Here is a 24,630-nt window from a genome sequence, read left to right on the forward strand (position 1 = left end):
ACGTTGCCCGTCGGGGTACTAGACCAGCGGGTAGACGCCCCCGGTCACGTGCACGCGGCCCCCGCCGCGCAGCTCGAAGAGCCCGCCCTCCGCGGCGTACGTCACCGTCCCCGGCAGGGGCACCGGCGCCCGGAAGCCGGCCCGCACCAGAACGGCCGCCGGTGTGCCGTGCGCGGCGACGCAGCGGGCCACGGTCCACATGCCGTGCGCGATGGCCCGGGGGAAGCCGAACAGGCGGGCGGTGAGCGGGTGGAGGTGGATGGGGTTGCGGTCACCGGAGACCGCGCCGTACCGCCGTCCGACGTCGCCGGCGAGCCGCCACTCGGCGACGGCGGGCAGCGGCGGCCGGTGTTCGACCGGTTCGGACGGGGGCGTACGGCTGCCCGTCCGGTGCCGGGCCAGATACGTGCTCCTCGACTCCCACACGACCTCGTCCCCTGCCCGCATCTCGCTGACCACGGCCGCCTCGGTGCCGCGCCGATGTGGAGCCAAGCCCTCGACGTATCCGGTGAGTTCGTAGGTCCCGGTCGCCGCCAGTGCCCGCCGCTGCGTGATCTCGACCGACGTGTGGACGAGCCCGAGCAGCGGCAGCGGGAAGTCCCGTCCGCTCATCAGCCGCATGGCCAGCGGGAAGCCGAGCACGTGCGGGTACGTCACCGGCAGCGCGTCGTCCCCGGTCGCGAACCCGCACACCCGCTCGTAGGCGGCCAGGTGCGCGAGGTCGACGCGCACGCCGGGCAGCACGAGTCGGGTGCGGGGGAACTCCGCGTCCGGGCGCGGCCGTTTGAAGGGGGAGAGCAGGGCGCCGCGGGCGAGGAGGGGAGGAAGGGAGGGGGTCTGGGCCAGGGTGATGGTCACGACGTGTCTCCCACCTCGGGGTCTTCTGCTACTCCAAAGTAATGTTACCGGAGGTAATGACACGCGTAACTGACAAAGGCTCACCTTGCGGGCGAGGTTGCACAGGCCCGACTCCGGACCGCCCCCGAACCCGCACGAACCCCCCACGTCAGCCCCCTAGGATCGCCGTCCTAACCGGCGGTAACTCACCGAGCCGCACACTGCCGGTGAACGCGCCGGTACGCACCGCGCGTACCACATGCAGCAGAGCGGTACTCAGCTGCACGCCCCAGGAGCTGCCCATGTCCCTCGCCTACGCATCCGGTCACGACTACGACGGCGCGCCCGTTCTCGTGGAACCGGAGATCCGGCGTCTGGACGGGGAGGTCCGCGAGGTGTCGGTACCGCCGCTCGTCCCGCCGGCGACGCACGGCTCGCTCGCCGACCTGCCCTTCGACAACGCGAGCGAGGCTCCTGAGGACCGGGTGATGAGCCGCCGTACGGAGAACGGCGCGTGGGTCCATGTCACGGCGGCTCAGTTCGCGGCGCAGGTCCTGGCCCTGGCCAAGGGGATGATCGCGGAAGGGCTGGTGCAGGGCGACCGGATCGCCATCATGGCCCGGACGACGTACGAGTGGACGCTCCTCGACTTCGCCGCGTGGGCCGCCGGCCTGGTCACCGTGCCGATCTACCCCACCTCCTCCGTCTTCCAGGCCCGGTGGATCCTCCAGGACTCGGGCGCGGTCGCCCTGGTGACGGAGGAAGCCGGCCAGGCGTCGGCGCTGGGCCCGGAACTCAACCGGCTGCCCGACCTGCGCCACATGTGGATCATGGAGAAGGGGCACCTGGACCGGCTGGCGGAGCTCGGCGCCCAGGTCCCGGACCAGGAAATCGCCATACGGCGCGGGGTGTTGGTCCCGGACACGCTCGCCACCGTCGTCTACACCTCCGGCACCACCGGCCGCCCCAAGGGCTGCGTGCTCACGCACGGCAACTTCCTCGCGGAGATCGACAACGCGATCGAACTCCTTTCCCCGGTCTTCAAGAGCAAGAGCAAGAACCAGTCGACCGAAGACCTCGCCACCCTCCTCTTCCTCCCCATGTCGCACGTCTTCGGCCGCATGGTGGCGATCGCCTGCGTCCGCGCGCGCGTACGGCTGGGCCACGCGCCGAGCCTGAAGTCGGAGGACCTGGTGGCGGACATGGGCAGCTTCAAGCCGACCTTCCTGGTGGTCATCCCGTACATGCTGGAGAAGGTCTTCAACAGCGCGCGAGCCAAGGCGGAGCGCGGCGGCCGGGCGACGGTCTTCGACCGCGCGGCGAGCGTGGCCCGCCGCTACGGCGAGGCGCTGGAGCAACGCAAGCACGGCACCGGCTCCGGCCCGAGCGCCGCGCTGAAGGCGGCCCGCTCCTTCTACGACCCCCTCGTCTACCGCCGTATCCGCAAGGCCATGGGCGGCAGGGTCCGCCACATCATCTGCGGCGGCTCCCCACTCGGCCGCGACCTCGAGGCCTTCTACTCGGGCGCAGGTATGGAGATCTACGAGGGCTACGGTCTGACCGAGTCGACAGCCGCGGCCACCGTCACACCGCCGCTCAAACCCCGCCTCGGCACGGTGGGTTGGCCGATGCCCGGCACCAAGGTCCGGATCGCGGCGGACGGCGAGATCCTGCTCACCGGCGGCCAGGTGTTCCGCGGCTACTGGGACCCGTACGGGGGCGGGGTGATCCCGGCCTCCGCCGACGGCTGGTTCCCGACGGGCGACATCGGCAGCCTGGACGACGAGGGCTACCTGACGATCACCGGCCGCAAGAAGGAGATCATCATCACGGCAGGCGGCAAGAACATGGCCCCCGCCCCCCTGGAGAACTGGCTCCGCTCCCATCCCCTGATCTCCCAGTGCCTCGTCCTGGGCGATCGCCGCCCTTACATCTCCGCCCTGATCACCCTGGACATGGACGGCGTCAACCACTGGCGCCAGATGAACGGCAAGCACCCGGTCCCGGCGGAACTCCTCGTCAACGACGAGGAGCTGAGGAGCGTCCTGCAACGGGCCGTGGACGAGGCCAACAAACTCGTCTCCCGCCCCGAGTCCATCCGCCGCTTCACCATCCTCCCCGTGGACTTCACGGAACAGTCGGGCCACCTCACCCCGTCGATGAAGCTGCGGCGCGAGGCGGTCATGCGGGACTTCGCCAGGGAGGTGGAAGGGCTGTACGAGACGTGAACATGTGCTTTCCTGCGCTGGAACCAGTAAGGGACAGCGGGGAAAGCAGGGGACGGCCGTGGGGGCGATGGGGCGTGGGCAGGGGCTCGACGAGCTGCTGAGAGTGGTACAGCGGTGCGGGCAACCGGGGGAGACGCTGGAGTGGCTGCGGCGGTGGACCGGGGCGGAGGTCGCCTGGATCGACGGCGGGGCCCTCGGGAACGGGGTCGTCGCGGCGACGCCGGGTTTTCCAGGGGTCGTAGAGGCACTTCAGGCGCAAGTGGAGCGGCTGGCCGACGGCAGGCTCGCCGCGGCCACGACACGGGTGGGCGATCTGGAGGTGCGCCTGGAAGCGTTCGGCAGGCGCGAGCCACGTTCCGTGCTAGTGACGGCCAGTGCGGCGGCGCTGTCGCGGGAGGCGGCGGCACTGGTGTCTCAGGCCGGCGGGCTGCTCCAGCTGCTGGGCGAGGCGTCCCGGGCCGACGACAGCGCCCGCGGTGACGAGGACAAGGCGCGAGCCCTGCGTTTCGCGGTGCTGACCGCGCTGATGACCGGGGACGTCACGCTGGCCCGGCGGATGACCAGCTGGGACGTCCCGCCGCTGCTGGGTGCCGAGCGCGTACGGGTCCACCTGTTGCACTGCCCTCCGGCCGACCGCGACCGGTTGGCCAGAACCTTCCAGGACGCCTCCGGCTATCACGGCCACGGCCTGATGGTGCACTGCCCGGCGTTCGAGGAGCACCTGATCTGCCCGATCGCCGAGGCCACCGAGAACGCCGCCCCGGACGACCGGCTGGACCGGCTGGAACACGGACAGGTCCTACGACGACTGGTCCGCGAGAATCCCGGATACGCGCTCGGCGTCAGCAGACCCCACCCGCTCACCGCCCTCGCGGAAGCCTACGGCGAGGCCCTGCACGCCCTGGCCGTCGCCCGCAACTCCCCGGACCGGCTGGCGGCCTACCGAGGCCGCCCCCTCCTGATCGACGTGCTGCCCCGCCCGGCGGCCACCGCCTGGGCCCGCGCCCACGTGGCACCGCTGCACGCCGAACCGAAACTCACCCAGGACATCACCCGCCTCGCCGTGACCTTCCCCAGGACCGCCGTCGCCGGCCTGCTGCGCGTCAGCCGCACCACCGTCGTCGCGCACTGCGGCCGGGCGGAAAGAGCCCTGGGCCTGGATCTCGGCGACGTCCGCGCCCGCGCCGAACTGGACCTGGCCCTGGCCCTCACCGACCTGCCCCCCGACCCCGCGGCCGTACCCCGGCAGGTCCCACCGACCCTCGCCGAACTCCTCCACACCGCCCCCGCCATCACCTGGGCGGCTACCTTCCTCCAGCCCCTGCGAGACGTACGGCACCGCGATCTCGAGGCCACCGTGCGGGCGTGGATCGACCACAACACCGACGCCCAGCGGACGGCCGAGGCCCTCGCGCTGAGCCGCAACACCATACGGGCCCGCCTCCGGACGGCCGAACGCCTCCTCAACCGGGACCTGTTGACGACAGCCTCGGGCATCCACGACGTCGTCCACGCGATCGCGGTCACTGGGCACCGTGCACACTCCGGTGACGGAAGTGGCCACCGTGCACGGTGGTCCAAGAGCGACACCGCCGCCTAGCTTGCTCCCAGGGCCGAACGGCACCTGAGCTCACAACCTGGGGGTTTGATGAACAAGTTGCGCATCGGGGGGATCATGGTCGCCGCGGCGGCGATGGTCGCGATGGCCGGTTCGCCGGCTTCGGCCGGCACGAGCGTCAGCTCGTGGGGCCAGAGCGTGAGGAGCAACTGCGACAACAGCTCGAAGGGCACGTTCGACGACGACGGCGAGCACTTCTACCTCACCGACCTGTGTGCCGACAGCATGTCCGCGGTGATGAAGGTGGACGTCGCGCCGTACCAGTCGGGCGGTGGTTACGACTTCACCATCTGGAACTCGAACACGGCCGGCAGCACCGTGGACGTGAACAAGAGCTACGCCGAGGGAACGGGCGTCTGCATCCAGGCGGGCCTGGGCGAGTCCAGCTCCGGCGAGTGGGGCGGCTGGGGCTACTGGACCTGCGGCGTCGCCTGATCCCTTGCGGTCACTTCCCGACCTGGGCGAGGAAGTTCGCCCAGGTCGTGGGGAGAGGGTCACTAACAGCGGACCGATTGGCTTGGGTTTCCTTGGTGTTGCTGTGATTCTTCCGGTCTCTTCGGGGTTCTTGCGGTTGCTGCGTGACCTTTCCGGGCGGAGCGCGTTGTGTAAGTGAGTTCGATGATCGGACAGTGGTTCTGGGTGGCCGGGCGGGGGTGACAGGGTGCGGCGGAAGGTCGAGCTGGGTGAGGGGCAGGCGGAGCGGGTGGCGTGCGCGTCGGCGTCCGCGTTCCGCGGCCTGGATGCCGTCACCGGCGAGGTGCTGGGCGCCGATGTGCTGGCCGGGCGGGTGGGCTGGCTGACCGCTCTGGTCGAGAGCATGTGCGCGGAAGTGACCGGCGCCCGCTGGAACCGCCCGGACCTGGCCCGGCTCGCCTGCGGGCGGGACCTGTCGGGGCAGCGGCTGCCGTCGAACGCGTGGATGGCGTTGCGGATGCTGGGCTGGGCGGCCACCGTGCGCGAAGGACTGTACGTTCCTGACCGGGTGCGGCGGGTCGCCGAGGAGCAGGCCGGGCGGGCGCTGCGTTCGGCCTGGTGGCGTACCCAGATCACCGACGCGGTACTGGCCACCTGGCCCACCGGCCCCGACGCTGATCCGATGCGGCGCACGGCGGGCGAGTGGGAGGCGCTGCGGGCGGCCTGTCCGGACGGGCAGGGTGTGGCGGCCTCGGTGCTGCGCGCCCGTACCCGGCAGATCGCTGCTTTCCACACCACGCATGGGCGGCTGCCCGCCGGTCTGTGTGAGCTGGAGGCGGCGCCGGGCGGTGGCCGTCAGGTGGTGCTGGCCGCCGCCGACAAGCAGCTGGCCACGCTGGCCCGCTGCGAGGACGACCCGGCCCGCTACGCGGTCCTGACCGTGCGCCTGCCGGTGCGGCCCGACCCCCGCACCCGGGGTGACTGGCACTCCGTGGTGATCCGGTTCCGGCTGCCGCCCACCATCCCCGTCACGGCCGCCCTGCATGCACCGACCCTGCGCCTGCGCGGCGGACGCCTGCGCCTGGACGTCGCCCACACCACCGCCGTGCCCACGACCCGGCGGGACGGACATCTGCGGGCGGTGGCCTTCGACTACGGGCTGAACACCCTGCTCACCGGCGGGACACTGACCCTGGCCGGCGGCACCCAGCCGACCGTGCACACGAACGGGCAGCCGGTGTTCTTCCGCCCGGACGGGGTACTGGCCAAGGCCGACCGGCTGCGTGTGCTGGCCGAACAGCTGGGGGCCAAGGTCGCCCACCTGCAGTCCCTGACCGACGGCCGCACCGCATCCGGGCTGCGCCCCGATCCGCTCACCGCGGCGAAACTGGCGGTGCTGCGCACCGAGCACGCGCGGGTGAGCAAGCGTCGTACGCGGCTGAACGAGCAGCTCGCCAGGGCCGCCGCCCACTTCATGGTCGGCCACGCCCGCGCCGCGAGAGCGTCGGTGATCTACCTGGAGGACCTGCGGGACATGGAGGCCCGGGGCAAGGGCCGCACCCTGAACACCCGCCTGTCCAGCAGTGTGCGCGGGCAGATCGTCGCCCACACCCGCCACCAGGCCGCCCGCTATGGGATCGCGGTGGTCATCGTCCCCGCGCGCGGCACCTCGAAGTACTGCCCCACCTGCCTGAGCGTCTTGCGGCACCGCGCCGCCCCCGACCGCACCACACCGGGCTGGAAATGGGCGAGCTGTCCCGACACCGCCTGCGGATACAGCGCGGACCGGGACGTCGCGGCCTGGCAGCGGATCGGCGCCCGCGGCCTGCAACACCAGCACACAACTGTCCTGGACCGCAGCAGCGGCACGTACGTGATCCGCCGCACGGCCCCGGAGCTGGACCAGCCGGTCCGGCACACCACCCACCCCAGGCCTGCCACCGAGTCCGGTCCGCAGCAGCAGTCCGCTGCTGCCGTGGACCGGACGAAGGCGGGACCGACGAGAAACCGCCCTGTGCCCAGGCAGCGACGCAGGGTCCCCGCCCCACCCGGAACACCCGCAGCGCGGACCGCTGTTGCGGGCCCGGGTGGAAAGCGTCCGGCGGGGCGGATGCCCCAGTCACCCACCCGCCGCACCCAGCGGCGGCGCAGGCGGCAGGCACCGCACACGATGAGCACCCCCACCCGGCACCAGCCACGCGGGGCCAGACTCGGCGCAGGCTTCCACCTGCACACCCACGCCACCCCCGTCACACGACGGATACAGCCCGGGGCACAGCCGAGATCTCTTTTCCACCGGAGCCGGGCCGACAACCCAGCCCCACCCAGGAAAACCTAAGCTCATCTGAGACGCTGAGCTGAGGCCCGGTGGGGTTCTTGGAGTCGCGGATGTGGATGGTGTGGGGGCAGGGGGCGACCTCCAGGCAGTCGCCGCCTTCGCCGCTGCTGTGGCTGGATTTGCGCCAGGGGTAGGCGGCTTCGAGGCATTCGCCTCCCTCACCGTCGCTGTAGCTGGACTTGAACCAGCTGAGTTCCTCGCTGCTCATAGCTCCTCCAGCTTCCTCTCGATCAACTCCCGGGATTCCTTGGGCGGGAGTGCCATCGCTCGCATGATCCCATAGCGGTCGGCGATCTTCCGGACCTCTTCTGAGTCGGTGATCAGCCGGGGTATCCCTGAGCCTCCGTGTACGCCACCTGCGCATGCCCCTTGGGGGTCAGCAGATTGAACGCGCTGTCCAGGTTGGGATGTTCCTCCAGCCGGGTCGGCATCACTTGGATCTCAACGTTCCGCATGCTGCCGACGCGCAACAGCCGCCGCAACTGCTCCGCGTGGACGCGCGACCCACCGATCGGCCGGTCCAGCACCACCTCTTCGAGCACGTAACTGACGGCAGGCGACGGCCACCGTTCGAAGACCTGCTGCCGGGAGAGCCGGTCGGCGACCCGCTTCTCGATGGTCTCCTCGCTGAGGAACGGCCGCCGTTTGGCGAACACGGCATGGGCGTGATCCTCGGGCTGGAGGAGCCCGTGCATCGCGTGGATGCAGTTGTGGTGCAGTTCGAGCGCCTCCGCCTCCAGCAGCGCATAGCCCCGGTACCACTCCGGGTGTCGAGTCCGTGCCTTCGTCATCGCCTCCTCGACTTCGGGGATGACCTCCTTCAAGAGACCCCCGGCATCCAGCAGTTCGTCCGCCTTCACCAGCCCGCCGTACCTGGACGTCCCCGCCGGCCTGGTCGTCTTCAGCGCCGACTACAAGTGGCTCGCCCTGACCGCCGTCAGCGCCAAGGGTGTCGCCGTCGCCGCCGAGTGCCTGGCCCGCGGCACGAAGGCCGCCCTGCTGGGGCAGAAGCCGCTCACCATGGGCCAGTCGCTGGCGGCGGGCCTGCGCCTGGGGCTCCAGGCCGCCCGGGTGCCGGTGTGGCTCGGCACCCCGCTCACCGAGCTGTACGTCGAGGGCGGGGCCGTGTCCGGTGCCGTCGTCACCCGCGACGGCACCCCGGGCCTGGTCCGCGCCCGCCGAGGCGTGATCGTCGGATCCGGCGGCTTCGAGCACAACGCCGCCATGCGCGAGCGGTACCAGCGGCAGCCCATCGGCACCGACTGGACCGTCGGCGCCAAGGAGAACACGGGTGACGGCATTTGGGCGGGGGAGCGCCTCGGCGCCGCCCTCGACCTGATGGACGACGCCTGGTGGGGCCCGGCCATCCCGCTCCCCGACCAGCCCTACTTCTGCCTCGCCGAACGCACCCTCCCCGGCGGCCTGCTGGTCAACGCCGCCGGCCGCCGCTTCGTCAACGAGGCCGCCCCCTACAGCGACGTCGTCCACACCATGTACGAGCGCCACCCGACCGACCCCGACATCCCGGCCTGGCTGATCATCGACCAGAACTACCGCAACCGCTACCTCTTCAAGGACGTGGCCCCGACCTTCCCGTTCCCGGACGCCTGGTACACCTCCGGCGCGGCACACAAGGCCTGGACCCTCGACGCCCTGGCCACCGCCATCGGCGTCCCCGCGGCCGCCCTCCGCGCCACCGTCGACCGCTTCAACTCCCTGGCCCGGCAAGGCAAGGACGCCGACTTCCAGCGGGGCGACAGCGCCTACGACCACTACTACACGGACCCCGCCATCCTCCCCAACTCCTGCCTCGCCCCCCTGTGGCTGCCCCCGTACCACGCCTTCCGCATCGTCCCCGGCGACCTCGGCACCAAGGGCGGCCTGCGCACCGACGCCCGCGCCCGGGTCCTGCGCCCGGACGGCTCGGCGATCCCCGGCCTGTACGCCGCCGGCAACGCCAGCGCCGCCGTGATGGGTCACAGCTACGCCGGCGCGGGCTCGACGATCGGCCCGGCGATGACGTTCGGGTACATCGCGGCGCGGGACATCGCGGGAGTCCGCTGACTCGGCCGGGTAACCCCGCCGAAGGTATTGGATTGTACGGTCCATAACCTGCTATGGTCCCGTCATGGCCCGACCGAGGAGCTTCGACGAGGAGCGGGCCCTGGACGCGGCGATGCACACCTTCTGGGAGAAGGGCTACGAGGCCACCTCCACGCAGGACCTGTGCGACGCCACCGGACTGGGCCGCAGCAGCATCTACAACACCTTCAAGAGCAAGCACGACCTGTTCGAGCGGGCCCTCGCCCGCTACCTCGACGCCATGACGACCGCTCAGCTGGCCGCTCTGGACGACCCGGAGCGGCCGGCCGCCGACCGGATCCACGCGGTGCTCGTCCAGGTGGTGGAGACCGAGACGGACCACCGCGCGGCACAGGGCCGGGGGCTGGGCTGTCTCGGTGTGAACACCATCGTGGAGCTGGGCGCCCGTGACCCGAAGGCCGCGGGGATGCTGGAGCGTGACACCGCGCGCAGACTGGCCGCCTTCCGGTCCGTGATGGAGGCGGGCCGGCGGGACGGCAGCATCACCTCCGCCCGCGACCCGGGTGCGCTGGCCCGCTTCCTCAACGCCACGATCGCCGGTCTGCGCGTCTCCAGCCAGGGCGGCGCGGACCGGGTCGTACTGGAGTCGATGGCCGAGGTCGCCATGGACGCGCTGACCGGCTGACACGCTGACGGGATGTGCCCCCATGCCCGTGGGGGCACATCTTCGCGGGCCATGTTTTGAACTGATCGATCCATAACATCACCCACAGCAACCGAGAGAGATTCCCCGTGCCCCGAGCCGTGTACGTCCTCGCGCTCGGCATCTTCGCCATGGTGACCAGCGAGTTCGTGGTCGCCGGGCTGATGCCGCAGATGGCGGACGGGCTGAACGCCACCGTCCCGCAGATCGGATTCCTGATCACCGCGTTCGCGGTCGCCATGGCGGCCGGTGGGCCGTTCCTGACCGTCGCGGTGATGCGACTGCCCCCGCGTACGGCCCTGATGACCCTGTTCGGCGTCTTCCTGGCGGGCAACGTCCTCGCCGCCACCGCCACCGGCTACACCACCATGCTGGTCGCCCGGGTCGTCACCGGCATCGCCTCCCAGGCCTTCTTCGGCGTCGGCATCTCGCTGTGCGTCCAGCTCACCCGCCCCGAGGTGCGCGGCCGGGCGATCGCGGTCGCCATGAACGGCCTGATGCTCGGCACGCTCCTCGGCCTTCCCCTGTCCACCCTCATCGGCGAACGCTTCGGCTGGCGTGCCGCGTTCTGGGCCATCTCCGCGCTCACCCTCGTCGCCGCCGCGGCCACCCTCGCCGGCGTACCCCGCCTGGACCGCGCGGAGGGAGGCGGCGGCTTCCGGGCGGAGCTCGGGGTGTTCCGCAGGCGCCGGCTGTGGCTGGTGCTGTCCACCAGCACCCTGATCATCGGCGCCACCTTCTCCGCCTTCAGCTACCTCAATCCGATCCTCACGGGCCTCACCGGCTTCTCCGCCGGCACCGTCCCCTTCCTCCTCATCGCCTACGGCGCCGCCACCGTCGTCGGCAACACGGTGGTCGGCCGTCTCGCCGACCGCCACACGCTCCCCGTCCTCGCCGTCGGCCTGCTGCTCAACCTGCTCTTCCTGACCGGCTTCGCGCTCTTCGCCGACCTGCCCGCCCCCGCCCTGGTCTGCATGCTGGGCATCGGCCTGGTCGGCGTCACCATGAACCCGGCCATGGTCACCCGCGTCCAGCGCACCGGAAACGCCGGCCCGCTGGTCAACACCGTCCACTCCTCCTTCATCACCCTCGGCGTCATCCTCGGTTCCTCCCTCGGGGCCGTCGCCATCGATGCGTGGGGACTGCGCTCCCCGCTCTGGCTCGGCGCCGGTCTGGCCCTGCTGGGCCTCGGCACGCTGCTGCCCGAACTCAGCCGGCGCGGCGGGCGATCAGGAACGCCTGCGGGGTCGACTCCCCGAGCGCCTCGTCCGGTTCGCGTACCGTCCGCGAAATGAGCGCGAAGCCCGCCGCCGTCAGCAGCTCGGCGATGGCGGCGGGCTGCCACCGTGCGAAGTCGAGCGCCACGGGGTGGCCGAAGGGCTGGTCGTGGTGCCGGGGCTCGTCGCCGACCTGGAAGGCGATGAGGAGAGGGCCGTTCGGTGCCAGGACGCGGTGGAACTCCGCGAAAAGGGAGGGAAGACGGTCCACAGGGGTGTGGATGGACGAGTACCAGGACACGACACCGCCGAGTGAGCCGTCCGGCAGGTCGAGCTCCAGCATCGAGCCCTGCTCGAAGCGCAGGCCCGGGTTCTCCCGCCGGGCGATCGCGAGCATCGACTCCGACAGGTCCAGCCCGAACACGGAGAGGCCGAGCGAGGCGAGGTAACCGGTCACCCGCCCCGGCCCGCACCCGAGATCGGCCACCTCACGGCCCGCCCCGCCTTCGCCGACGAGTTCGGCGAAGGCGGACATCACCGCCCGGTCCATCGGCCTGCCCGCGCCGGCCTCCTGGAAAAGGGTGGCGTAGTCCTCGGCGATGGCGTCGTAGAAGGTGCGGGTGGTGGTTACGAAGGAGTCTGCGTAGTCGGCGTCCGTCATGCGCGGGAGCCTATTCCGGCAGCTGTGCAGGGGGGCCTATTCCGGCCGCTCCGCGCCACCGTCCGCGCCGCCGTCCGCGCCGCCGTCCGCGCCGCCGTCCTCGCCGCCCTCCTGGCGTTCCCGGGCGGCGCCCATACCGACGCCCAGACCGGTGCCGAGGGCCGTGCCGAGCCCCATGCCCAGGGATAGCCCCAGCCCGAGGTTGTCGAAGACGACCAGACCGAGCACCAGGCCCACGCCCAGACCGAGCGAGACCCCGATCGAAAGGCCGAGCGAAAGTCCGGTCGCCAGCTTGTTGTTCGCGGGGGACGCGTCGCCTGCTTCGCCCGCTCCATCCCTGTCCACGAGGCCACTTTCTCACGCCACCCCGGCCGCCCGCAGGGCCGCGGTCGCCCCCGCCGCGCCCAGCACGACCACCGCGAACGGCACCCGCCGCCACGCCAGTACGCCCCCCACCAGCACCCCGGCCGGCCGCGCCCACCCCGCGAAGCCCCCGCCCTCGGTCAACGCCCCCGTGGCCAGCAGCGCCACCAGCAGCACCACCGCACCCGCCGACAGCAACTCCTGGGTCCGTGCCGGGAGTTCTACTCGTCCGTGCAGGACCGGCCCGACCAGCCGGAAGGCGTACGTCCCGACCGCCAGCACCAGAATCATGGCGACCGTCGCGCTCACGCCCTGCCCCTCCCGCCCATACGGCTGCCGTACAAGGCGAGCCCCGCCAGTGCCACCAGCACCGGCACCCCCGCCGGAACGGCCGGCGTCACCGCCAGTGCCAGCGCGGCGCCGAGCAGCGCGGATCGTCGTACCGCCGAGTCCGTGCGCAGGGCGGGCAGGACCAGCGCGACGAGTACGGCGGGGAAGGCGGCGTCGAGGCCGTACGTGCCCGTGTCGCCCAGCGCGCTGCCGGCCAGTGCCCCGGCCAGGACGCCCGCGTTCCACACGGCGAACAGTCCGAGCCCGGAGATCCAGAAGGCCGCTCGCCGCCGTGCCGGGTCCGGCTGGGCGAGGGCGAAGGCGACCGTTTCGTCGGTCACGAGGTGTGCGCCGAGGAGGCGGGCGAGCCGGCCGCGGCCGATCGTGTCCGCGACGGCCAGGCTGAAGGCCGCCGTACGGGTGTTGAGCAGCAGTCCGGTGGCCGCCGCGGCGACCGGACCGCCTCCGGCGAGCAGCACGCCGACCGCGCTGAACTGGGCGGAGCCGGCGTACACGACGAGTGACATCACCACCGGTACCCACACGGGCAGGCCGCCCGTGACGGAGACCGCACCGAAGGAGACGCCGACGACGCCGCTGGCCAGCCAGACGAGGGACGCGTCCCGGATCAGCTCCGGGTATCGCGCGACACGGGGTGTTCGCTCTGTCATACGCATGTTCTCTACAGTGGACAGGAGAGACCGTGTTCGTCAAACTGAACGAACGTACCGATGGAGCGAACGACATGTCCGACAGCGCGCCCCCGCCCCGGCTCCCCCTCGACTGGATCGCCGCCTCCCTGCGCCGCGAACGCACGCGTGCGGGGCTGTCCCTGTCCGAGTTGGCCAAACGGGCCGGGATCGCGAAGTCGACGTTGTCCCAGCTGGAGGCGGGGAGCGGGAATCCGAGCGTGGAGACGCTCTGGGCGCTGGCGGTGGCGCTCGGGGTGCCGTTCAGCGCGCTCGTGGAGCCGCCGGCTCCGTCGGTGCGGGTGATCCGTGCGGGGGAAGGGCCGACGGTCGGGTCCGAGCGGGCCGATTACGTGGCCACGCTGCTGTCCGCCAGCCCGCCCGGCGCGCGGCGGGACATCTACCACCTGCGGGCCGAGCCGGGCGCCGCACGCGAGTCGGAGCCGCACATTCCGGGTTCGGTGGAGCATCTGATCGTGAGCACGGGGAAGCTGAAGGCGGGGCCGCGGGGGGAGGAGGTCGAACTGGGGCCCGGGGACTACATGACCTACCGCGGGGATGTGCCGCACTCGTACGCGGCTCTGGCGCCCGGGACGACGTTCGTGCTGGTCATGCAGCACGTGTGACCGGCCGGGGGCGGGCAAGGCGTGGGAAAAGGCAGGAGCCCCGCTGCCTTGCGGTGCGGGGCTCCTTGGGTACTGCTTCCGTTCCGGATCAGAGCTTTGGGCTCATGAACTCAGACAGGGGTGACGTTCTCCGCCTGCGGGCCCTTCGGGCCCTGGGTGACGTCGAAGGAAACCTGCTGGTTCTCCTCCAGCGAGCGGAAGCCGCTCGCGTTGATCGCGGAGTAGTGGACGAAGACGTCGGGGCCGCCGCCTTCTTGGGCGATGAAGCCAAAGCCCTTTTCGGCGTTGAACCACTTCACGGTTCCGGTAGCCATAAGCCCTCCTTGGGCCCAAAGGGTTGCCCTGCTCCAGAACCCTGCAAGTGTGAAAACAAAATGCCGCACAACTGCATACGTCTGAAAACGACTAGAGCCCGCGGTCACATGCTCCGCAGGCTCTGTACTGCAAGGGAAACCAAACTGCAACTTGCGGCGAGCCTAGCATGCAGGCACCCGAAAGCAATAGAGGTCAAGATCACGTCACTCGGATGTTTGAAGATCCGGTGAGGGGGTTGACGGCGGGGGCGAAGGCCGGAGCGTACTCCAAGGGGTCTAGTCTCGCGATGTGGACAATTCACGCACCCGGCCGCGCGTCGGCCACATCCAGTTCCTGAACTGTCTGCCCCTGTACTGGGGGCTCGCGAGGACGGGCACGCTCCTCGACTTCGAGCTGACGAAGGACACCCCGGAGAAGCTCAGCGAGCAACTGGTGCGGGGAGACCTCGACATCGGGCCCATCACCCTCGTCGAGTTCCTCAAGAACGCGGACGAACTGGTGGCCTTCCCGGACATCGCGGTCGGCTGCGACGGGCCGGTGATGTCCTGCGTGATCGTCTCGCAGCTCCCGCTGGAGCGGCTGGACGGCGCCCGGGTCGCCCTCGGCTCGACCTCGCGCACCTCCGTACGCCTGGCCCAACTGCTGCTGTCCGACCGCTACGGCGTACGGCCCGACTACTACACCTGCCCGCCCGACCTCAGCCTGATGATGCAAGAGGCCGATGCGGCGGTCCTGATCGGCGACGCGGCGCTGCGGGCGAACCTGCTCGACGGGCCGAGGTACGGGCTTCAGGTGCACGACCTCGGCACGCTGTGGAAGGAGTGGACGGGCCTCCCCTTCGTCTTCGCGGTCTGGGCGGCCCGGCGGGACTACGCGGAGCGCGAGCCGTTCATCACCCGCAAGGTCCACGAGGCCTTCCTCTCCTCCCGCAACCTCTCCCTGGAGGAGGTCGGCAAGGTCGCCGAGCAGGCGGCCCGCTGGGAGGCCTTCGACGAGCAGGTCCTGGAGCGCTACTTCACCACCCTCGACTTCCGCTTCGGCGGCCCCCAGCTCGCGGCGGTCGCCGAGTTCGCCCGCCGGGTGGGGCCGACGACCGGCTTCCCGGCGGATGTGAAGGTGGATCTGCTCCAGCCGTGAACCAGCGGGCGGCACCGCACTACGCTGCTGGGGACTCGAGGCGTACGGGGGAGAGGTGACGCCATGCAGCCGCTCGGTGCCGACGAACCGACCGTCGTGGGGCCCTACCGGCTGCTCGGCCGGCTCGGGTCCGGCGGCATGGGCCGGGTCTACCTCGGCCGCAGCGCCGGTGGCCGTACGGTCGCGGTCAAGATCGTGCACCCGCACTTCGCGCTGGACGAGGAGTTCCGCGCCCGCTTCCGCCGCGAGGTCGAGGCCGCCCGGCGGGTCGGCGGCTCCTGGACGGCGCCCGTCCTCGACGCCGACCCGGAGGCGGCGGTGCCGTGGGTGGCCACGGCCTACGCGGCGGGCCCGTCGCTGTCGGCCGCGGTCGCGGAGGGCGGCCCGCTGCCGGCCCATACGGTACGGGTGCTGGGGGCGGGGCTGGCCGAGGCGCTGGCGGCGGTGCACGAACTGGGGCTGGTGCACCGGGATGTGAAGCCGTCGAACGTGCTGCTGACCGTGGACGGGCCGCTGCTCATCGACTTCGGTATCGCGCGCGCCATGGACGGTACGGCGTCCCTGACGTCCACCGGGGTGTCCATCGGCTCACCCGGCTACATGTCGCCCGAGCAGATACTCGGCAAGGGGGCGACGGGAGCGGCGGACGTCTTCTCGCTGGGCGCGGTGCTGGCGTACGCGGCGACCGGCCGGCCGCCCTTCCCCGGGGACTCCTCGGCCGCGCTGCTCTACAAGGTCGTCCACGAGGAGCCCGAACTCGGCTCGCTGGACGGGGAATTGCGCTCGCTGGTGGCGGCGTGTCTGGCGAAGGACCCGGATACGCGGCCGACGCCCGGTGAAGTGGCCCGGCGCCTGGCTCCCGAGGGCGCGGCCCGGCTGGTCGCCGGCGGGTGGCTGCCGGGGGCGCTGGTGGAGCAGGTCAGCCGTAGTGCCGTACGGCTGCTGAATCTGGAGACGGTGCAGGAGGCTTCGTCGGGGCCCGTCGGGTTCAGCAGGGCTTCGCAGGGGGCGGAGGGCCTGACTGCCGGTGGGGAGAAGGGTGGGCCTGCTGCCAGGGAGCCGGTTGTCGGCGAGCCGGTCGTCGGGGAGCCGGCTGTCGGAGTGTTCGGGCCGCCGCCGGTCATGGGGGCGGCTGCGGGAGTGTCAGATGTGCGGGATCCGCACGCGCACGACACGGCCCCCTCCTCCGGACGCTCCGGACCCTCCGGACCCTCCGACCGTCGGCCGGGCAGGGTCTCCGTCTCCGTTTCGGCGACCTCGGAGTCCAGGTCCGGTGGGCGCGGGCGGCGGTTGAGCTGCACCGTGGCCCTCGCCGTCGCGGGGGCGATGGCCGCGGTGATGATCGGATCGGCGTTCCTGTTCGACCTGCTGCCGGGCAACCGCGATGACGACGGGGGCAGTTCTGACGCCGGCGCCAACTCCTCGACGCCGAGCGCCAGTGCGAGCGACGGCGGACCGACCGCCGTACCCGCCGCCTACCTCGGCACGTGGGAGGGCCAGGCCTCCGCGCTCGACGGCACCCTGCCCATGGGGACCTTCCGGCTGACCGTGCAACGGGCCGATGTGGGCGAGAAGTTGGGGACGCTTCGGCACACGGACGTGCTCGGCGGTGTCTGTGACGACGTCCTGACCCTGAAGCGGGTGACGAAGAAGCAGGTCGTCGCCACCGCTGTAGGGGCCGAGTCCAACCGGAGCGTGTGTGCGCAGGCCGAGCACACCGTGCGCCTCACGCCGATCGGCGACGATCTCAACTACGAGTCGGACAGCGCGGACTCGGGGCGGCCCCGGGCGCGACTGTCGAAGGTCGGGTAGCCCCAGTCACGTCGAAGGTTCAGTAGCCCCAGTCACTAGTGTGTCCGCGATAGCGAACACCAGCATGCCGATCGTGTGTTCCGCCACGCGTGACGACGGGGAAGGCCCACCATGGAGACACTGCAGCCGGACGATCCGCGTGAGCTGGGCAGCTACCGCCTGCTGCGCAGACTCGGTGCCGGCGGCATGGGCCGTGTCTACCTCGCGCGTTCACCGGGCGGCCGTACCGTCGCGGTGAAGGTCGTCCGTCCGGACCTCGCGGCGGACGCCGACTTCAGGGGCCGCTTCCGCCACGAGGTCGAGATCGCCCGCGCGGTCTCCGGCCGCTACACCGCCCCCGTCGTGGACGCCGACCCGGACGCTCCGCTGCCGTGGCTGGCGACGTCGTACGTGCTCGGCCCGGACCTGACCGACGTGGTGGACGCGCACGGCGCGCTGCCGGAGCGGACGGTCCACGCCCTGGCCGCCGGACTCGCGGCGGCCCTCCAGGAGATCCACGCGGCCGGTCTGATCCACCGTGATCTCAAGCCGTCCAACGTCCTGCTGGCCGCCGACGGCCCCCGGGTGATCGACTTCGGCATCGCGCGGGCGGTGGACGGAAACCGTATGACCCAGACGGGAGTCGTGGTCGGCTCGCCCGGTTACATGCCGCCGGAGCAGGCGCTGGGCCAGGACGTCGGCCCGGCGGGCGACGTCTTCTCCCTGGGCGCGGTACTCGCCTTCGCGGCGACCGGCCGGAGCGCCTTCGGCGACCGCAGCTCGCACGCGGCGCTGCTCTACCAGGTCGTGCACGGCGAGCCCGAGCTGACGGGCGTACCGCAGTCGCTGCTCGGCCTCGTCCGGGCCTGCCTGCTGAAGGATCCGGCCGGCCGACCCGCCCCCGCGGAGATCGTGACGGCACTGGCGCCGCAGGGTGTCGAAGGCGTGCTGCGCGACTGGCTGCCGTCGGCGGTGGCGTCGACGATCGCCACACATGCGGCGGGGATCCTCGACCTGGAGGCGCCGGAAGCGGCGGAAGCGGCGGAAGCGGCGAGGGGTGTGCAGGGGGCGGGTCCGGCGGGTGCGCCGGGTGCTCGGGGCGGTGCTCCGGGCGCGGCCGCCTTCGGGTCGGCACCGGTGATGCCGGGCGGAACGCCGTCCGTTTCGGGGTATGGCACGCCGCCGGGCGGCATGCCCGCGCCCGGTTCCGGATACGGCACGTCCGCTCCGGGGTACGGGGGCACGTCCGCTGCGGGGTACGGGACCTCACCGGGCGGCACCCCGGCCCCCGGTCCGGCGTACAGAACGCCGGCCCCGGGATACGGCACCCCGCCCGGCGGTTCCCCCACCCCTGGCCCGGCCGGGTACGGGTATCCGCCCGCCGGAACCCACCCGGCTCCGACCCCGCACCCCGGCCACGGCGGCCCCGGCACCCCGCTCCCCGGCACCGTCCATCTCGGCGCGCAGGGCGGTGCCGCGGCCGGCCCCGCTCCCTCCCGTCGGCGTGTTCTCGGGCTGGCGCTCGGCGGGGCCGCGGTCGTCGCGGCCGGTGGCGGGGCCGCCTGGTGGCTGGCGTCGGCCGACGACACCCCCGGGTCCGCCACCGACACGGGCGGCAAGGGCGGCTCGGCCGCACCCGCCGGCGAGAACTTCACGACCCCGCCCGCCGGAGTGGCCCCCCAGCCCCTGTGGCACAAGTCGGTCGCGGAGGACAGCACGGACACGGACGTCCCCCTCCTCACCCACGACGGCCTGCTCCTGATCAGCGGCGACCCGCTCGTGGCGTACGACGTGAAGACCGGCAGGGCACGCTGGTCCAAGAAGGGCATCTGCCGCCCCGGAGCCCGGCTCCTCTTCCACGGCGGCAAGGTGTTCCTGGCCGACGGCGACTACGACGGCGTACTCGTGGCCCATGACGTGAGGACCGGCGACGAGGCCTGGCGCAGCCGCCTCGGCAAGGACCTCAGCATCGAGGACACCATCGCCATCGACGCCAGGAACGTGTACGTCACGCTGACCGACTACAGCCAGTCGAAGTCGGCCACCAAGTACCGCACAGCGGTCGCCGCCGTCAGCCACACCACCGGCAAGACGGTCTGGCTGCAGCGGCGCGACTGGGGCACCAAGGACTACGACGTCCAGGGCTCCGTGGCCGGGAACTACCTTGTCTACGCCGACTCCAACTACAACCTCACCGTCCGCAACACCGCCGGCGGCGCCCAGCTGTGGAGCAAGAAGATCGGCGACGACTGGACCTGGCGGCCCACCGTCGCGAACGGCATGGTCTTCCTGCCCGGCGACAAGCTGACGGCCGTGGACGCGGACACGGGCAAGAACGTCTGGACGCTCTCGCCCAACGGCCGCGGCGGTTTCGCGAACCCGACGGTCATCGACGGCGTGCTCTACACCAGCGACAACGACGACGGTGTCTGGGCGGTGAACGTCAGGACCGGCAAGCGCATCTGGCTCTGCGACGATCTGGACGTCGAAGGCCCGGAGACGTTCCTGAAGGCCGGGACGACCCTGTACGGGGCCACCGGATCCCTGGACGGCGGCATCGTCGCCCTGGGGGCCAAGACCGGCAGACTGCGCTGGACCTACACCGACAGCAAGGCCGCGGGGGAACCGTGGCAGGTCGCCCTCTCCGGAAACCGGCTGATGGCGACGCACGGGCCGGAGATCTACGCGTTGCCCGCCGTGTGAGGACGCGTGAGGACGCGTGAGGACGTGAGGACGCGTGAAGACGTCTAGAACGCGTGACGTGGGCTGACGCCTGGCGTCGCGATGGGATGATCGGTCGATGACCGGCTTGTTGATCGCCGTCGCCGCGCTGTGGGGTGCGGCTGTGGGGGTACTGGTGCCACGGGCCGCCTACCGGTTCTCCGTCCCGCCGGATGAGGCCTGGCGGGATCGGTGCCCCGGCGGGCATCCGATGCGAGGGCCGATCCGTGGGTGGATCGGGTGGGCGCGGTGCGGGGAGTGCGCGGGCGGTGCGGTCGTGACCAGCGCCGCCGAGACCGCCGTCCTCACGAGGATGTACGGCCCCAGCACCCCCCTCGTCGCCCTCACCACCGCCCTCCTCTGCGCCGCCCTCGCCGCCGCCACCGACACCAGGCCCGAAGTCGCCGTCTGGCTGCTGCTCGCGCCCGTCGGTGTGCTGCTGGCCGTCGTCGACTTCCGGGTGCAGCGGCTGCCCGACGTGCTGACCCTGCCGCTCGCCGCCGCCGCGCTCGTGCTGCTCGGCCTGGTCACGCTGGTGCCCGAGCACACCGGGCACTGGCCCTCCGCCGCGCTGGGCGCCCTCGCCCTCGGCGGCGGCTACCTCGTGCTGTTCCTCATCAACCCCGGCGGCATGGGCTTCGGCGATGTGAAGCTGGCCCTCGGGATGGGCGCCGTGCTGGGCTGGTACGGCTGGGCGACGGTCATGGTGGGCACGCTCGCCGGGTTCCTGCTCGGGGCGTTGTACGGCGGCGCCCTCGTCGTCGCGCGGCGCGCCGGGCGCAAGACGGGCATTCCCTTCGGGCCGTTCCTGATCGCGGGGGCGTTCCTCGGTGTGCTCATCGGCGCCTACGCGGCCTGACGTCGGTGAGGGCGAACGCCTGGCGTACGCTGGTTCGGTCCGTCCTCACCCTGACGAACTTGACGAAAGGGACGCCCCGGTGACCGACAAGGCCGAACTCACGTCGTTCGATGTCACAGCCGTCCTCGACCGTGCCGCCGAGGGTGGGCGGATCACCCCGGAGGAGGCGCTCGACCTCTACCGCGACGCCCCGCTGCACGCGCTGGGCGCCGCCGCCGACGCCGTACGCCGCCGCAGGTACGCGGGTACCGAGCACATCGCGACGTACATCATCGAGCGCAACATCAACTACACGAACGTGTGCGTCACGGCGTGCAAGTTCTGCGCCTTCTACGCGGCCCCCAAGGACACCGCCAAGGGCTGGACCCGCGACCTGGACGACATCCTGCGGCGCTGCGCCGAGACCGTCGAGCTCGGTGGCACGCAGATCATGTTCCAGGGCGGCCACCACCCGGACTACGGCGTCGAGTACTACGAGAAGCACTTCGCCGCCATCAAGCAGGCCTTCCCGCAGCTGGTGATCCACTCGCTGGGCGCGTCCGAGGTCGAGCACATGGCCCGGATCTCGGGTGTCTCGGTCGAGGAGGCCATCACCCGGATCCACGAGGCGGGCCTCGACTCCTTCGCCGGCGCCGGCGCCGAGCTGCTGCCCGCCCGGCCCCGCAAGGCCATCGCCCCGCTGAAGGAGTCCGGCGAGCGCTGGCTGGAGATCATGGAGACCGCGCACCGGCTGGGCGTGGAGTCGACGTCCACCATGCTCATGGGCACCGGCGAGACCAACGCCGAGCGCATCGAGCACCTGCGGATGATCCGTGACGTACAGGACCGGACCGGCGGCTTCCGCGCCTTCATCCCGTACACCTACCAGCCCGAGAACAACCACCTGAAGGGCCGCACGCAGGCCACGCTCTTCGAGTACCTGCGGATGATCGCCATCGCGCGGCTGTTCATGGACAACATCGCCCACATCCAGGGCTCGTGGCTGACCACCGGCAAGGAGATCGGCCAACTGTCCCTGCACTACGGCGCGGACGACCTCGGCTCGATCATGCTGGAGGAGAACGTCGTGTCGTCGGCCGGTGCCAAGCACCGTTCCAACCGGCTGGAGATCATCGACCTGATCCGCAAGGCGGGGCGGGTCCCCGCCCAGCGGTCGACGACGTACGAGCACCTCGTCGTCCACGACGACCCGGCGAACGACCCCGTCGACGAGCGGGTCGCCTCCCACATCTCCTCGACGGCGATCGCGGGCGGCACCGCCCACCCCGAGCTGAAGCTCCTCGCCTCCAACTAGGTCGGTTTTGCTGACGATTCACGCGGCGGACGAGGTCCGGTACACCTGGGACTCCGATCCGATCAAGTCCGGTCCGATCGAGTCGGGTCCGATCGAGTCGGGTCCGATCGAGTCGGGTCCGTTCGAGTCCGGTCCGATTAAGTCTGATCCCATCAGCGACGGTGCCGTCGCGGTCCAGGGGAGCCGGGTCGCCGCGGTGGGTTCGCTCGCCGAAGTGCGGGAGCGGTTCCCGGGAGCGCGGGTGCGGCGGTGGCCCGGTGTGCTGGGGCCCGCCCGTATCCACGACGGCCCGCTCCCGGACGCCCCGACCCCGCGTGAACGTGTCCACGCCGTGCTGAAGTCGGGTGCGGTGGCGGTCCTGGAGGAGTACGTCGACTCGCCCGAACTGCGGGCGGCGGCCGAGCGGAACGACGTGGTGATCCTTCCGCGTGAGCGCCCCACGGCCATCGTGGACGGGGGCCGCGCCGACCTCGCCGTCTTCGACGAGTCCGGCGCGTGCCTCGCGACCGTGTGCGCGGGGCGCCTGGTGCACCGCAGGCGCTGATCAGCCGGCGAACGCGTTCGCGAAGGCTCCCGAACTCTGCTCCACTCCGCTGCAGTCGGTCTGCGCCTTCTTCGCGGTTCCCTTCTCACACCGCTGGTCGCGGACGGCCGACCACATCGACACCCAGCCGATCCCCTGCTTTTCGGCGAAAGCCCGCACCTGCGCCGCGTCGGAGAGGGTGAACGTCTCGCCGTCCACGTCGTTGACGCCGATCATCGACGTGAGCGCCATGCCCCGCCAGGCGTTCGCGTCGGAGAGGCCGAACACCTTCTTCAGCTGGGGATGCGCGGCCTTCGCGGCGGAGATCGCGTATCCGCCCATGTCCCCGCCGTACGACTCGCCGTAATTCATCGTCATGAGGTTGACGGTGGAGACCCGCACTTCGTACTCGTTTGCGGACTCGAGCAAGGCCACGCTGTCCGTGTTGAGCCCGGACGGCATGACCGGGAGGGTGAAGGACACCTCCAGGTCGGGCCGCTCCCGTTGCAACGCCGCGATCGCCTCGGAGCGTACGGCGACGGAGCCGGCGTCGGAGAGTTCGTCGCCCTCGATGTCGAAGTCGGCCTGCGTGGAGCCGGCCGCGTCCAGGGCCTTGCCGTAGGCCTCGGCCAGCTCGGAGGCGCTGTCGCAGGTCGCCGCCAGCTCCTTGCCCAAGGCGCCGCCGAAGGAGACGCGGACCGTGGCGCCGTCCTTCTTGAGCTTGGCGATCCGGGACTTCACCGCGGAGTCGCCGATGGCACGGCTGCCGTCCCACCGCGGGGCGCAGTCACCGCCGTCGGCGATCACGAAGGCCAGGTTGTACGTCGCCGGGGAACCCGTGGAGTCGTTGCCGGACGCGTCCGTGGCGCTGACGTACGGGGCGTAGGTGGTGACCGGTTCTGTGGGCTTGGTGGGCTTGGTGGGGGGCGCGGTGGCCCCGTTGGGGGGCGCGTTCTGCCGCTCCGGCGCCGCCGGTGCCGCGTCCGAGGTGCCTTCGGACTCCGCGGAGCAGCCCGTGGTGGTCACGGCCAACAGGCAGGTGAGCCCGGCCGCCGGCTTCAGGAAACGCCGCATTGCTTATGCACCCGCTCTCATCGTTTCTGTCCCAGGACAGAAACTGAGTACGTTTCCGGAGCGGACCTGTCTCACTCGCGGCCGCACTTCGGGCGATCTCTCAGCGACCGCCGGGGGCCGTACTGCAACAATGGGCCCCGTGACCCGCGCTTCCCTGAACAAGCAGCCGCACGAAGTCGCCTCGATGTTCGACGACGTGGCGGAACGGTACGACCTGACCAACGACGTGCTGTCGCTCGGCCAGGACCGGGTGTGGCGCAAGGCCGTCGCCACGGCCGTCGACGCCCGCCCCGCGCAGAAGGTCCTGGACCTGGCCGCCGGTACGGCCACGTCCTCGCTGCCCTTCGCCCGCACCGGCGCCTACGTCGTCCCCTGCGACTTCTCCCTCGGCATGCTCCAGGTCGGCAAGTCGCGGCACTCCTGGCTGCCGTTCACGGCGGGCGACGCGACGAGACTGCCGTTCAAGGACGACGTCTTCGACGCCGTGACCATCTCCTTCGGGCTGCGCAACGTGCAGGACTTCGATGCCGCTCTGCGGGAGATGTACCGGGTGACTCGGCCCGGCGGCCGGGTCGTGATCTGCGAGTTCTCCCACCCGACCTGGGCGCCCTTCCGGACCGTCTACACCGAGTACCTGATGCGTGCCCTGCCGCCGGTCGCCCGCGCCGTCTCCTCGAACCCCGACGCATACGTCTACCTCGCCGAGTCCATCCGCGCCTGGCCCGACCAGCCCGCGCTCGCCGAGCGGCTCGGGAAGGCCGGCTGGTCGAAGGTGGCGTGGCGCAACCTGACCGGTGGTGTGGTGGCCCTGCACCGGGGCTTCAAGGAGAGCTGAACCCGATGTCCTCA

At 71.4% G+C, this 24,630-nt stretch carries 22 protein-coding genes and 2 pseudogenes; 15 read left to right on the forward strand and 9 right to left on the reverse strand.

Going from position 1 to position 24,630, the window contains the following annotated elements; genetic code table 11:
* Window positions 1–18 precede the first annotated feature (18 nt).
* Window positions 19–858, reverse strand: coding sequence for a MaoC/PaaZ C-terminal domain-containing protein (locus Q4V64_RS30475; protein ID WP_303712768.1), 840 nt, complete (start codon window positions 856–858; stop codon window positions 19–21).
* Window positions 859–1,139: 281 nt separating this feature from the next.
* On the opposite strand from Q4V64_RS30475, the gene Q4V64_RS30480 reads away from it, so the two are divergent.
* The 4 genes from Q4V64_RS30480 to Q4V64_RS30495 all read left to right on the forward strand — a co-directional run bounded on the left by Q4V64_RS30480 (window position 1,140) and on the right by Q4V64_RS30495 (window position 7,435).
* Window positions 1,140–3,065, forward strand: a complete 1,926-nt coding sequence (locus tag Q4V64_RS30480) for an AMP-dependent synthetase/ligase (protein WP_124440086.1) — start codon at window positions 1,140–1,142, stop codon at window positions 3,063–3,065.
* A 67-nt stretch (window positions 3,066–3,132) separates the two neighbouring features.
* The gene (locus Q4V64_RS30485) at window positions 3,133–4,665 is read left to right on the forward strand and encodes a PucR family transcriptional regulator (protein ID WP_124440085.1); all 1,533 of its coding nucleotides are present in this window, start codon (window positions 3,133–3,135) and stop codon (window positions 4,663–4,665) included.
* A 48-nt stretch (window positions 4,666–4,713) separates the two neighbouring features.
* Complete coding sequence (locus tag Q4V64_RS30490) at window positions 4,714–5,118, forward strand: hypothetical protein (RefSeq protein WP_124440084.1); 405 nt, start codon at window positions 4,714–4,716, stop codon at window positions 5,116–5,118.
* A 226-nt stretch (window positions 5,119–5,344) separates the two neighbouring features.
* Window positions 5,345–7,435 carry a zinc ribbon domain-containing protein gene (locus Q4V64_RS30495; RefSeq protein WP_303712771.1) on the forward strand — a complete coding sequence of 697 codons (2,091 nt, stop codon included), beginning with the start codon at window positions 5,345–5,347 and terminating at the stop codon, window positions 7,433–7,435.
* On the opposite strand, the gene Q4V64_RS30500 is transcribed toward Q4V64_RS30495, so the two are convergent.
* Together Q4V64_RS30500 and Q4V64_RS30505 are read right to left on the reverse strand one after the other, a co-directional pair.
* The gene (locus tag Q4V64_RS30500) at window positions 7,347–7,643 is read right to left on the reverse strand and encodes a DUF397 domain-containing protein (RefSeq protein ID WP_124440083.1); all 297 of its coding nucleotides are present in this window, start codon (window positions 7,641–7,643) and stop codon (window positions 7,347–7,349) included. The genes Q4V64_RS30495 and Q4V64_RS30500 overlap by 89 nt on opposite strands.
* Window positions 7,640–8,298 (reverse strand): annotated as a pseudogene (locus Q4V64_RS30505) (DUF5753 domain-containing protein); the annotation flags it as partial. The gene Q4V64_RS30500 and the pseudogene Q4V64_RS30505, both read right to left, overlap by 4 nt.
* On the opposite strand from Q4V64_RS30505, the pseudogene Q4V64_RS30510 reads away from it, so the two are divergent.
* The 3 genes and pseudogenes from Q4V64_RS30510 to Q4V64_RS30520 all read left to right on the forward strand — a co-directional run.
* A pseudogene (locus Q4V64_RS30510) lies at window positions 8,297–9,499 on the forward strand (FAD-binding protein); the annotation flags it as partial. The pseudogenes Q4V64_RS30505 and Q4V64_RS30510 overlap by 2 nt on opposite strands.
* A 64-nt stretch (window positions 9,500–9,563) precedes the next feature.
* Window positions 9,564–10,163: a TetR/AcrR family transcriptional regulator gene (locus Q4V64_RS30515; protein ID WP_124440082.1), complete on the forward strand. Its 600-nt coding sequence runs from the start codon at window positions 9,564–9,566 to the stop codon at window positions 10,161–10,163.
* A gap of 107 nt (window positions 10,164–10,270) precedes the next feature.
* Entirely contained in the window at window positions 10,271–11,476 is a 1,206-nt protein-coding gene (locus Q4V64_RS30520; RefSeq protein ID WP_124440081.1) for an MFS transporter, read from the forward strand.
* On the opposite strand, the gene Q4V64_RS30525 is transcribed toward Q4V64_RS30520, so the two are convergent.
* The 4 genes from Q4V64_RS30525 to Q4V64_RS30540 are packed head-to-tail and all read right to left on the reverse strand — an operon-like array spanning window position 11,391 to window position 13,429.
* Window positions 11,391–12,059: a class I SAM-dependent methyltransferase gene (locus Q4V64_RS30525; RefSeq protein ID WP_124440080.1), complete on the reverse strand. Its 669-nt coding sequence runs from the start codon at window positions 12,057–12,059 to the stop codon at window positions 11,391–11,393. The two genes, Q4V64_RS30520 and Q4V64_RS30525, sit on opposite strands and share 86 nt — an antisense overlap.
* Window positions 12,060–12,095: 36 nt before the next feature.
* Window positions 12,096–12,404 carry a hypothetical protein gene (locus Q4V64_RS30530; protein WP_216377612.1) on the reverse strand — a complete coding sequence of 103 codons (309 nt, stop codon included), beginning with the start codon at window positions 12,402–12,404 and terminating at the stop codon, window positions 12,096–12,098.
* A 12-nt stretch (window positions 12,405–12,416) separates the two neighbouring features.
* Complete coding sequence (locus tag Q4V64_RS30535) at window positions 12,417–12,731, reverse strand: AzlD domain-containing protein (RefSeq protein WP_124440079.1); 315 nt, start codon at window positions 12,729–12,731, stop codon at window positions 12,417–12,419.
* On the reverse strand, window positions 12,728–13,429 hold the full coding sequence (locus Q4V64_RS30540) for an AzlC family ABC transporter permease (protein WP_124440078.1): 702 nt from the start codon (window positions 13,427–13,429) through the stop codon (window positions 12,728–12,730). Before Q4V64_RS30540 ends, Q4V64_RS30535 begins: the two co-directional genes overlap by 4 nt.
* A 68-nt stretch (window positions 13,430–13,497) precedes the next feature.
* Here Q4V64_RS30540 and Q4V64_RS30545 point away from each other — a divergent pair, with 68 nt between their 5' ends.
* Entirely contained in the window at window positions 13,498–14,067 is a 570-nt protein-coding gene (locus tag Q4V64_RS30545; protein ID WP_124440077.1) for an XRE family transcriptional regulator, read from the forward strand.
* 110 nt (window positions 14,068–14,177) lie between these two features.
* Here Q4V64_RS30545 and Q4V64_RS30550 read toward each other — a convergent pair whose 3' ends face one another.
* Window positions 14,178–14,381 carry a cold-shock protein gene (locus tag Q4V64_RS30550; RefSeq protein WP_003992177.1) on the reverse strand — a complete coding sequence of 68 codons (204 nt, stop codon included), beginning with the start codon at window positions 14,379–14,381 and terminating at the stop codon, window positions 14,178–14,180.
* A 289-nt stretch (window positions 14,382–14,670) separates the two neighbouring features.
* Between Q4V64_RS30550 and Q4V64_RS30555 the strand changes: the two genes are divergently transcribed.
* The 6 genes from Q4V64_RS30555 (at window position 14,671) to Q4V64_RS30580 (ending at window position 22,728) form a co-directional block, all read left to right on the forward strand.
* Window positions 14,671–15,519, forward strand: coding sequence for a menaquinone biosynthesis protein (locus Q4V64_RS30555; protein WP_124440076.1), 849 nt, complete (start codon window positions 14,671–14,673; stop codon window positions 15,517–15,519).
* 63 nt (window positions 15,520–15,582) lie between these two features.
* Window positions 15,583–17,331 carry a serine/threonine-protein kinase gene (locus tag Q4V64_RS30560; protein WP_124440075.1) on the forward strand — a complete coding sequence of 583 codons (1,749 nt, stop codon included), beginning with the start codon at window positions 15,583–15,585 and terminating at the stop codon, window positions 17,329–17,331.
* Between the two features lie 111 nt (window positions 17,332–17,442).
* Window positions 17,443–20,013 carry a serine/threonine-protein kinase gene (locus Q4V64_RS30565; RefSeq protein ID WP_124440074.1) on the forward strand — a complete coding sequence of 857 codons (2,571 nt, stop codon included), beginning with the start codon at window positions 17,443–17,445 and terminating at the stop codon, window positions 20,011–20,013.
* A 97-nt stretch (window positions 20,014–20,110) separates the two neighbouring features.
* A complete protein-coding gene (locus Q4V64_RS30570) occupies window positions 20,111–20,890 on the forward strand; it encodes a prepilin peptidase (protein ID WP_124440073.1) in 780 nt (259 codons plus the stop codon).
* A gap of 79 nt (window positions 20,891–20,969) precedes the next feature.
* Complete coding sequence (mqnC, locus tag Q4V64_RS30575; protein ID WP_124440072.1) at window positions 20,970–22,184, forward strand: cyclic dehypoxanthinyl futalosine synthase; 1,215 nt, start codon at window positions 20,970–20,972, stop codon at window positions 22,182–22,184.
* 106 nt (window positions 22,185–22,290) lie between these two features.
* A complete protein-coding gene (locus Q4V64_RS30580) occupies window positions 22,291–22,728 on the forward strand; it encodes a hypothetical protein (protein ID WP_124440106.1) in 438 nt (145 codons plus the stop codon).
* On the opposite strand, the gene Q4V64_RS30585 is transcribed toward Q4V64_RS30580, so the two are convergent.
* Entirely contained in the window at window positions 22,729–23,781 is a 1,053-nt protein-coding gene (locus tag Q4V64_RS30585) for a chitinase (RefSeq protein ID WP_124440071.1), read from the reverse strand.
* A 139-nt stretch (window positions 23,782–23,920) separates the two neighbouring features.
* Here Q4V64_RS30585 and Q4V64_RS30590 point away from each other — a divergent pair, with 139 nt between their 5' ends.
* Window positions 23,921–24,616 (forward strand): demethylmenaquinone methyltransferase, encoded by a 696-nt coding sequence (locus Q4V64_RS30590; protein ID WP_124440070.1) that lies wholly within the window; start codon window positions 23,921–23,923, stop codon window positions 24,614–24,616.
* Window positions 24,617–24,630: the final 14 nt, after the last annotated feature.

The organism is Streptomyces sp. NL15-2K (genome assembly GCF_030551255.1).
Classification (GTDB): domain Bacteria; phylum Actinomycetota; class Actinomycetes; order Streptomycetales; family Streptomycetaceae; genus Streptomyces.

Bases quoted from the DNA above. Each gene is read 5' to 3' on its own strand.
- Q4V64_RS30500 (WP_124440083.1), bottom strand. From the start codon at position 7,643: ATGAGCAGCGAGGAACTCAGCTGGTTCAAGTCCAGCTACAGCGACGGT.
- Q4V64_RS30485 (WP_124440085.1), top strand. From the start codon at position 3,133: ATGGGGCGTGGGCAGGGGCTCGACGAGCTGCTGAGAGTGGTACAGCGG.
- Q4V64_RS30525 (WP_124440080.1), bottom strand. From the start codon at position 12,059: ATGACGGACGCCGACTACGCAGACTCCTTCGTAACCACCACCCGCACC.
- Q4V64_RS30540 (WP_124440078.1), bottom strand. From the start codon at position 13,429: ATGCGTATGACAGAGCGAACACCCCGTGTCGCGCGATACCCGGAGCTG.
- Q4V64_RS30550 (WP_003992177.1), bottom strand. From the start codon at position 14,381: ATGGCTACCGGAACCGTGAAGTGGTTCAACGCCGAAAAGGGCTTTGGC.
- Q4V64_RS30560 (WP_124440075.1), top strand. From the start codon at position 15,583: ATGCAGCCGCTCGGTGCCGACGAACCGACCGTCGTGGGGCCCTACCGG.
- Q4V64_RS30490 (WP_124440084.1), top strand. From the start codon at position 4,714: ATGAACAAGTTGCGCATCGGGGGGATCATGGTCGCCGCGGCGGCGATG.
- Q4V64_RS30585 (WP_124440071.1), bottom strand. From the start codon at position 23,781: ATGCGGCGTTTCCTGAAGCCGGCGGCCGGGCTCACCTGCCTGTTGGCC.
- Q4V64_RS30545 (WP_124440077.1), top strand. From the start codon at position 13,498: ATGTCCGACAGCGCGCCCCCGCCCCGGCTCCCCCTCGACTGGATCGCC.
- Q4V64_RS30570 (WP_124440073.1), top strand. From the start codon at position 20,111: ATGACCGGCTTGTTGATCGCCGTCGCCGCGCTGTGGGGTGCGGCTGTG.
- Q4V64_RS30480 (WP_124440086.1), top strand. From the start codon at position 1,140: ATGTCCCTCGCCTACGCATCCGGTCACGACTACGACGGCGCGCCCGTT.
- Q4V64_RS30565 (WP_124440074.1), top strand. From the start codon at position 17,443: ATGGAGACACTGCAGCCGGACGATCCGCGTGAGCTGGGCAGCTACCGC.
- Q4V64_RS30515 (WP_124440082.1), top strand. From the start codon at position 9,564: ATGGCCCGACCGAGGAGCTTCGACGAGGAGCGGGCCCTGGACGCGGCG.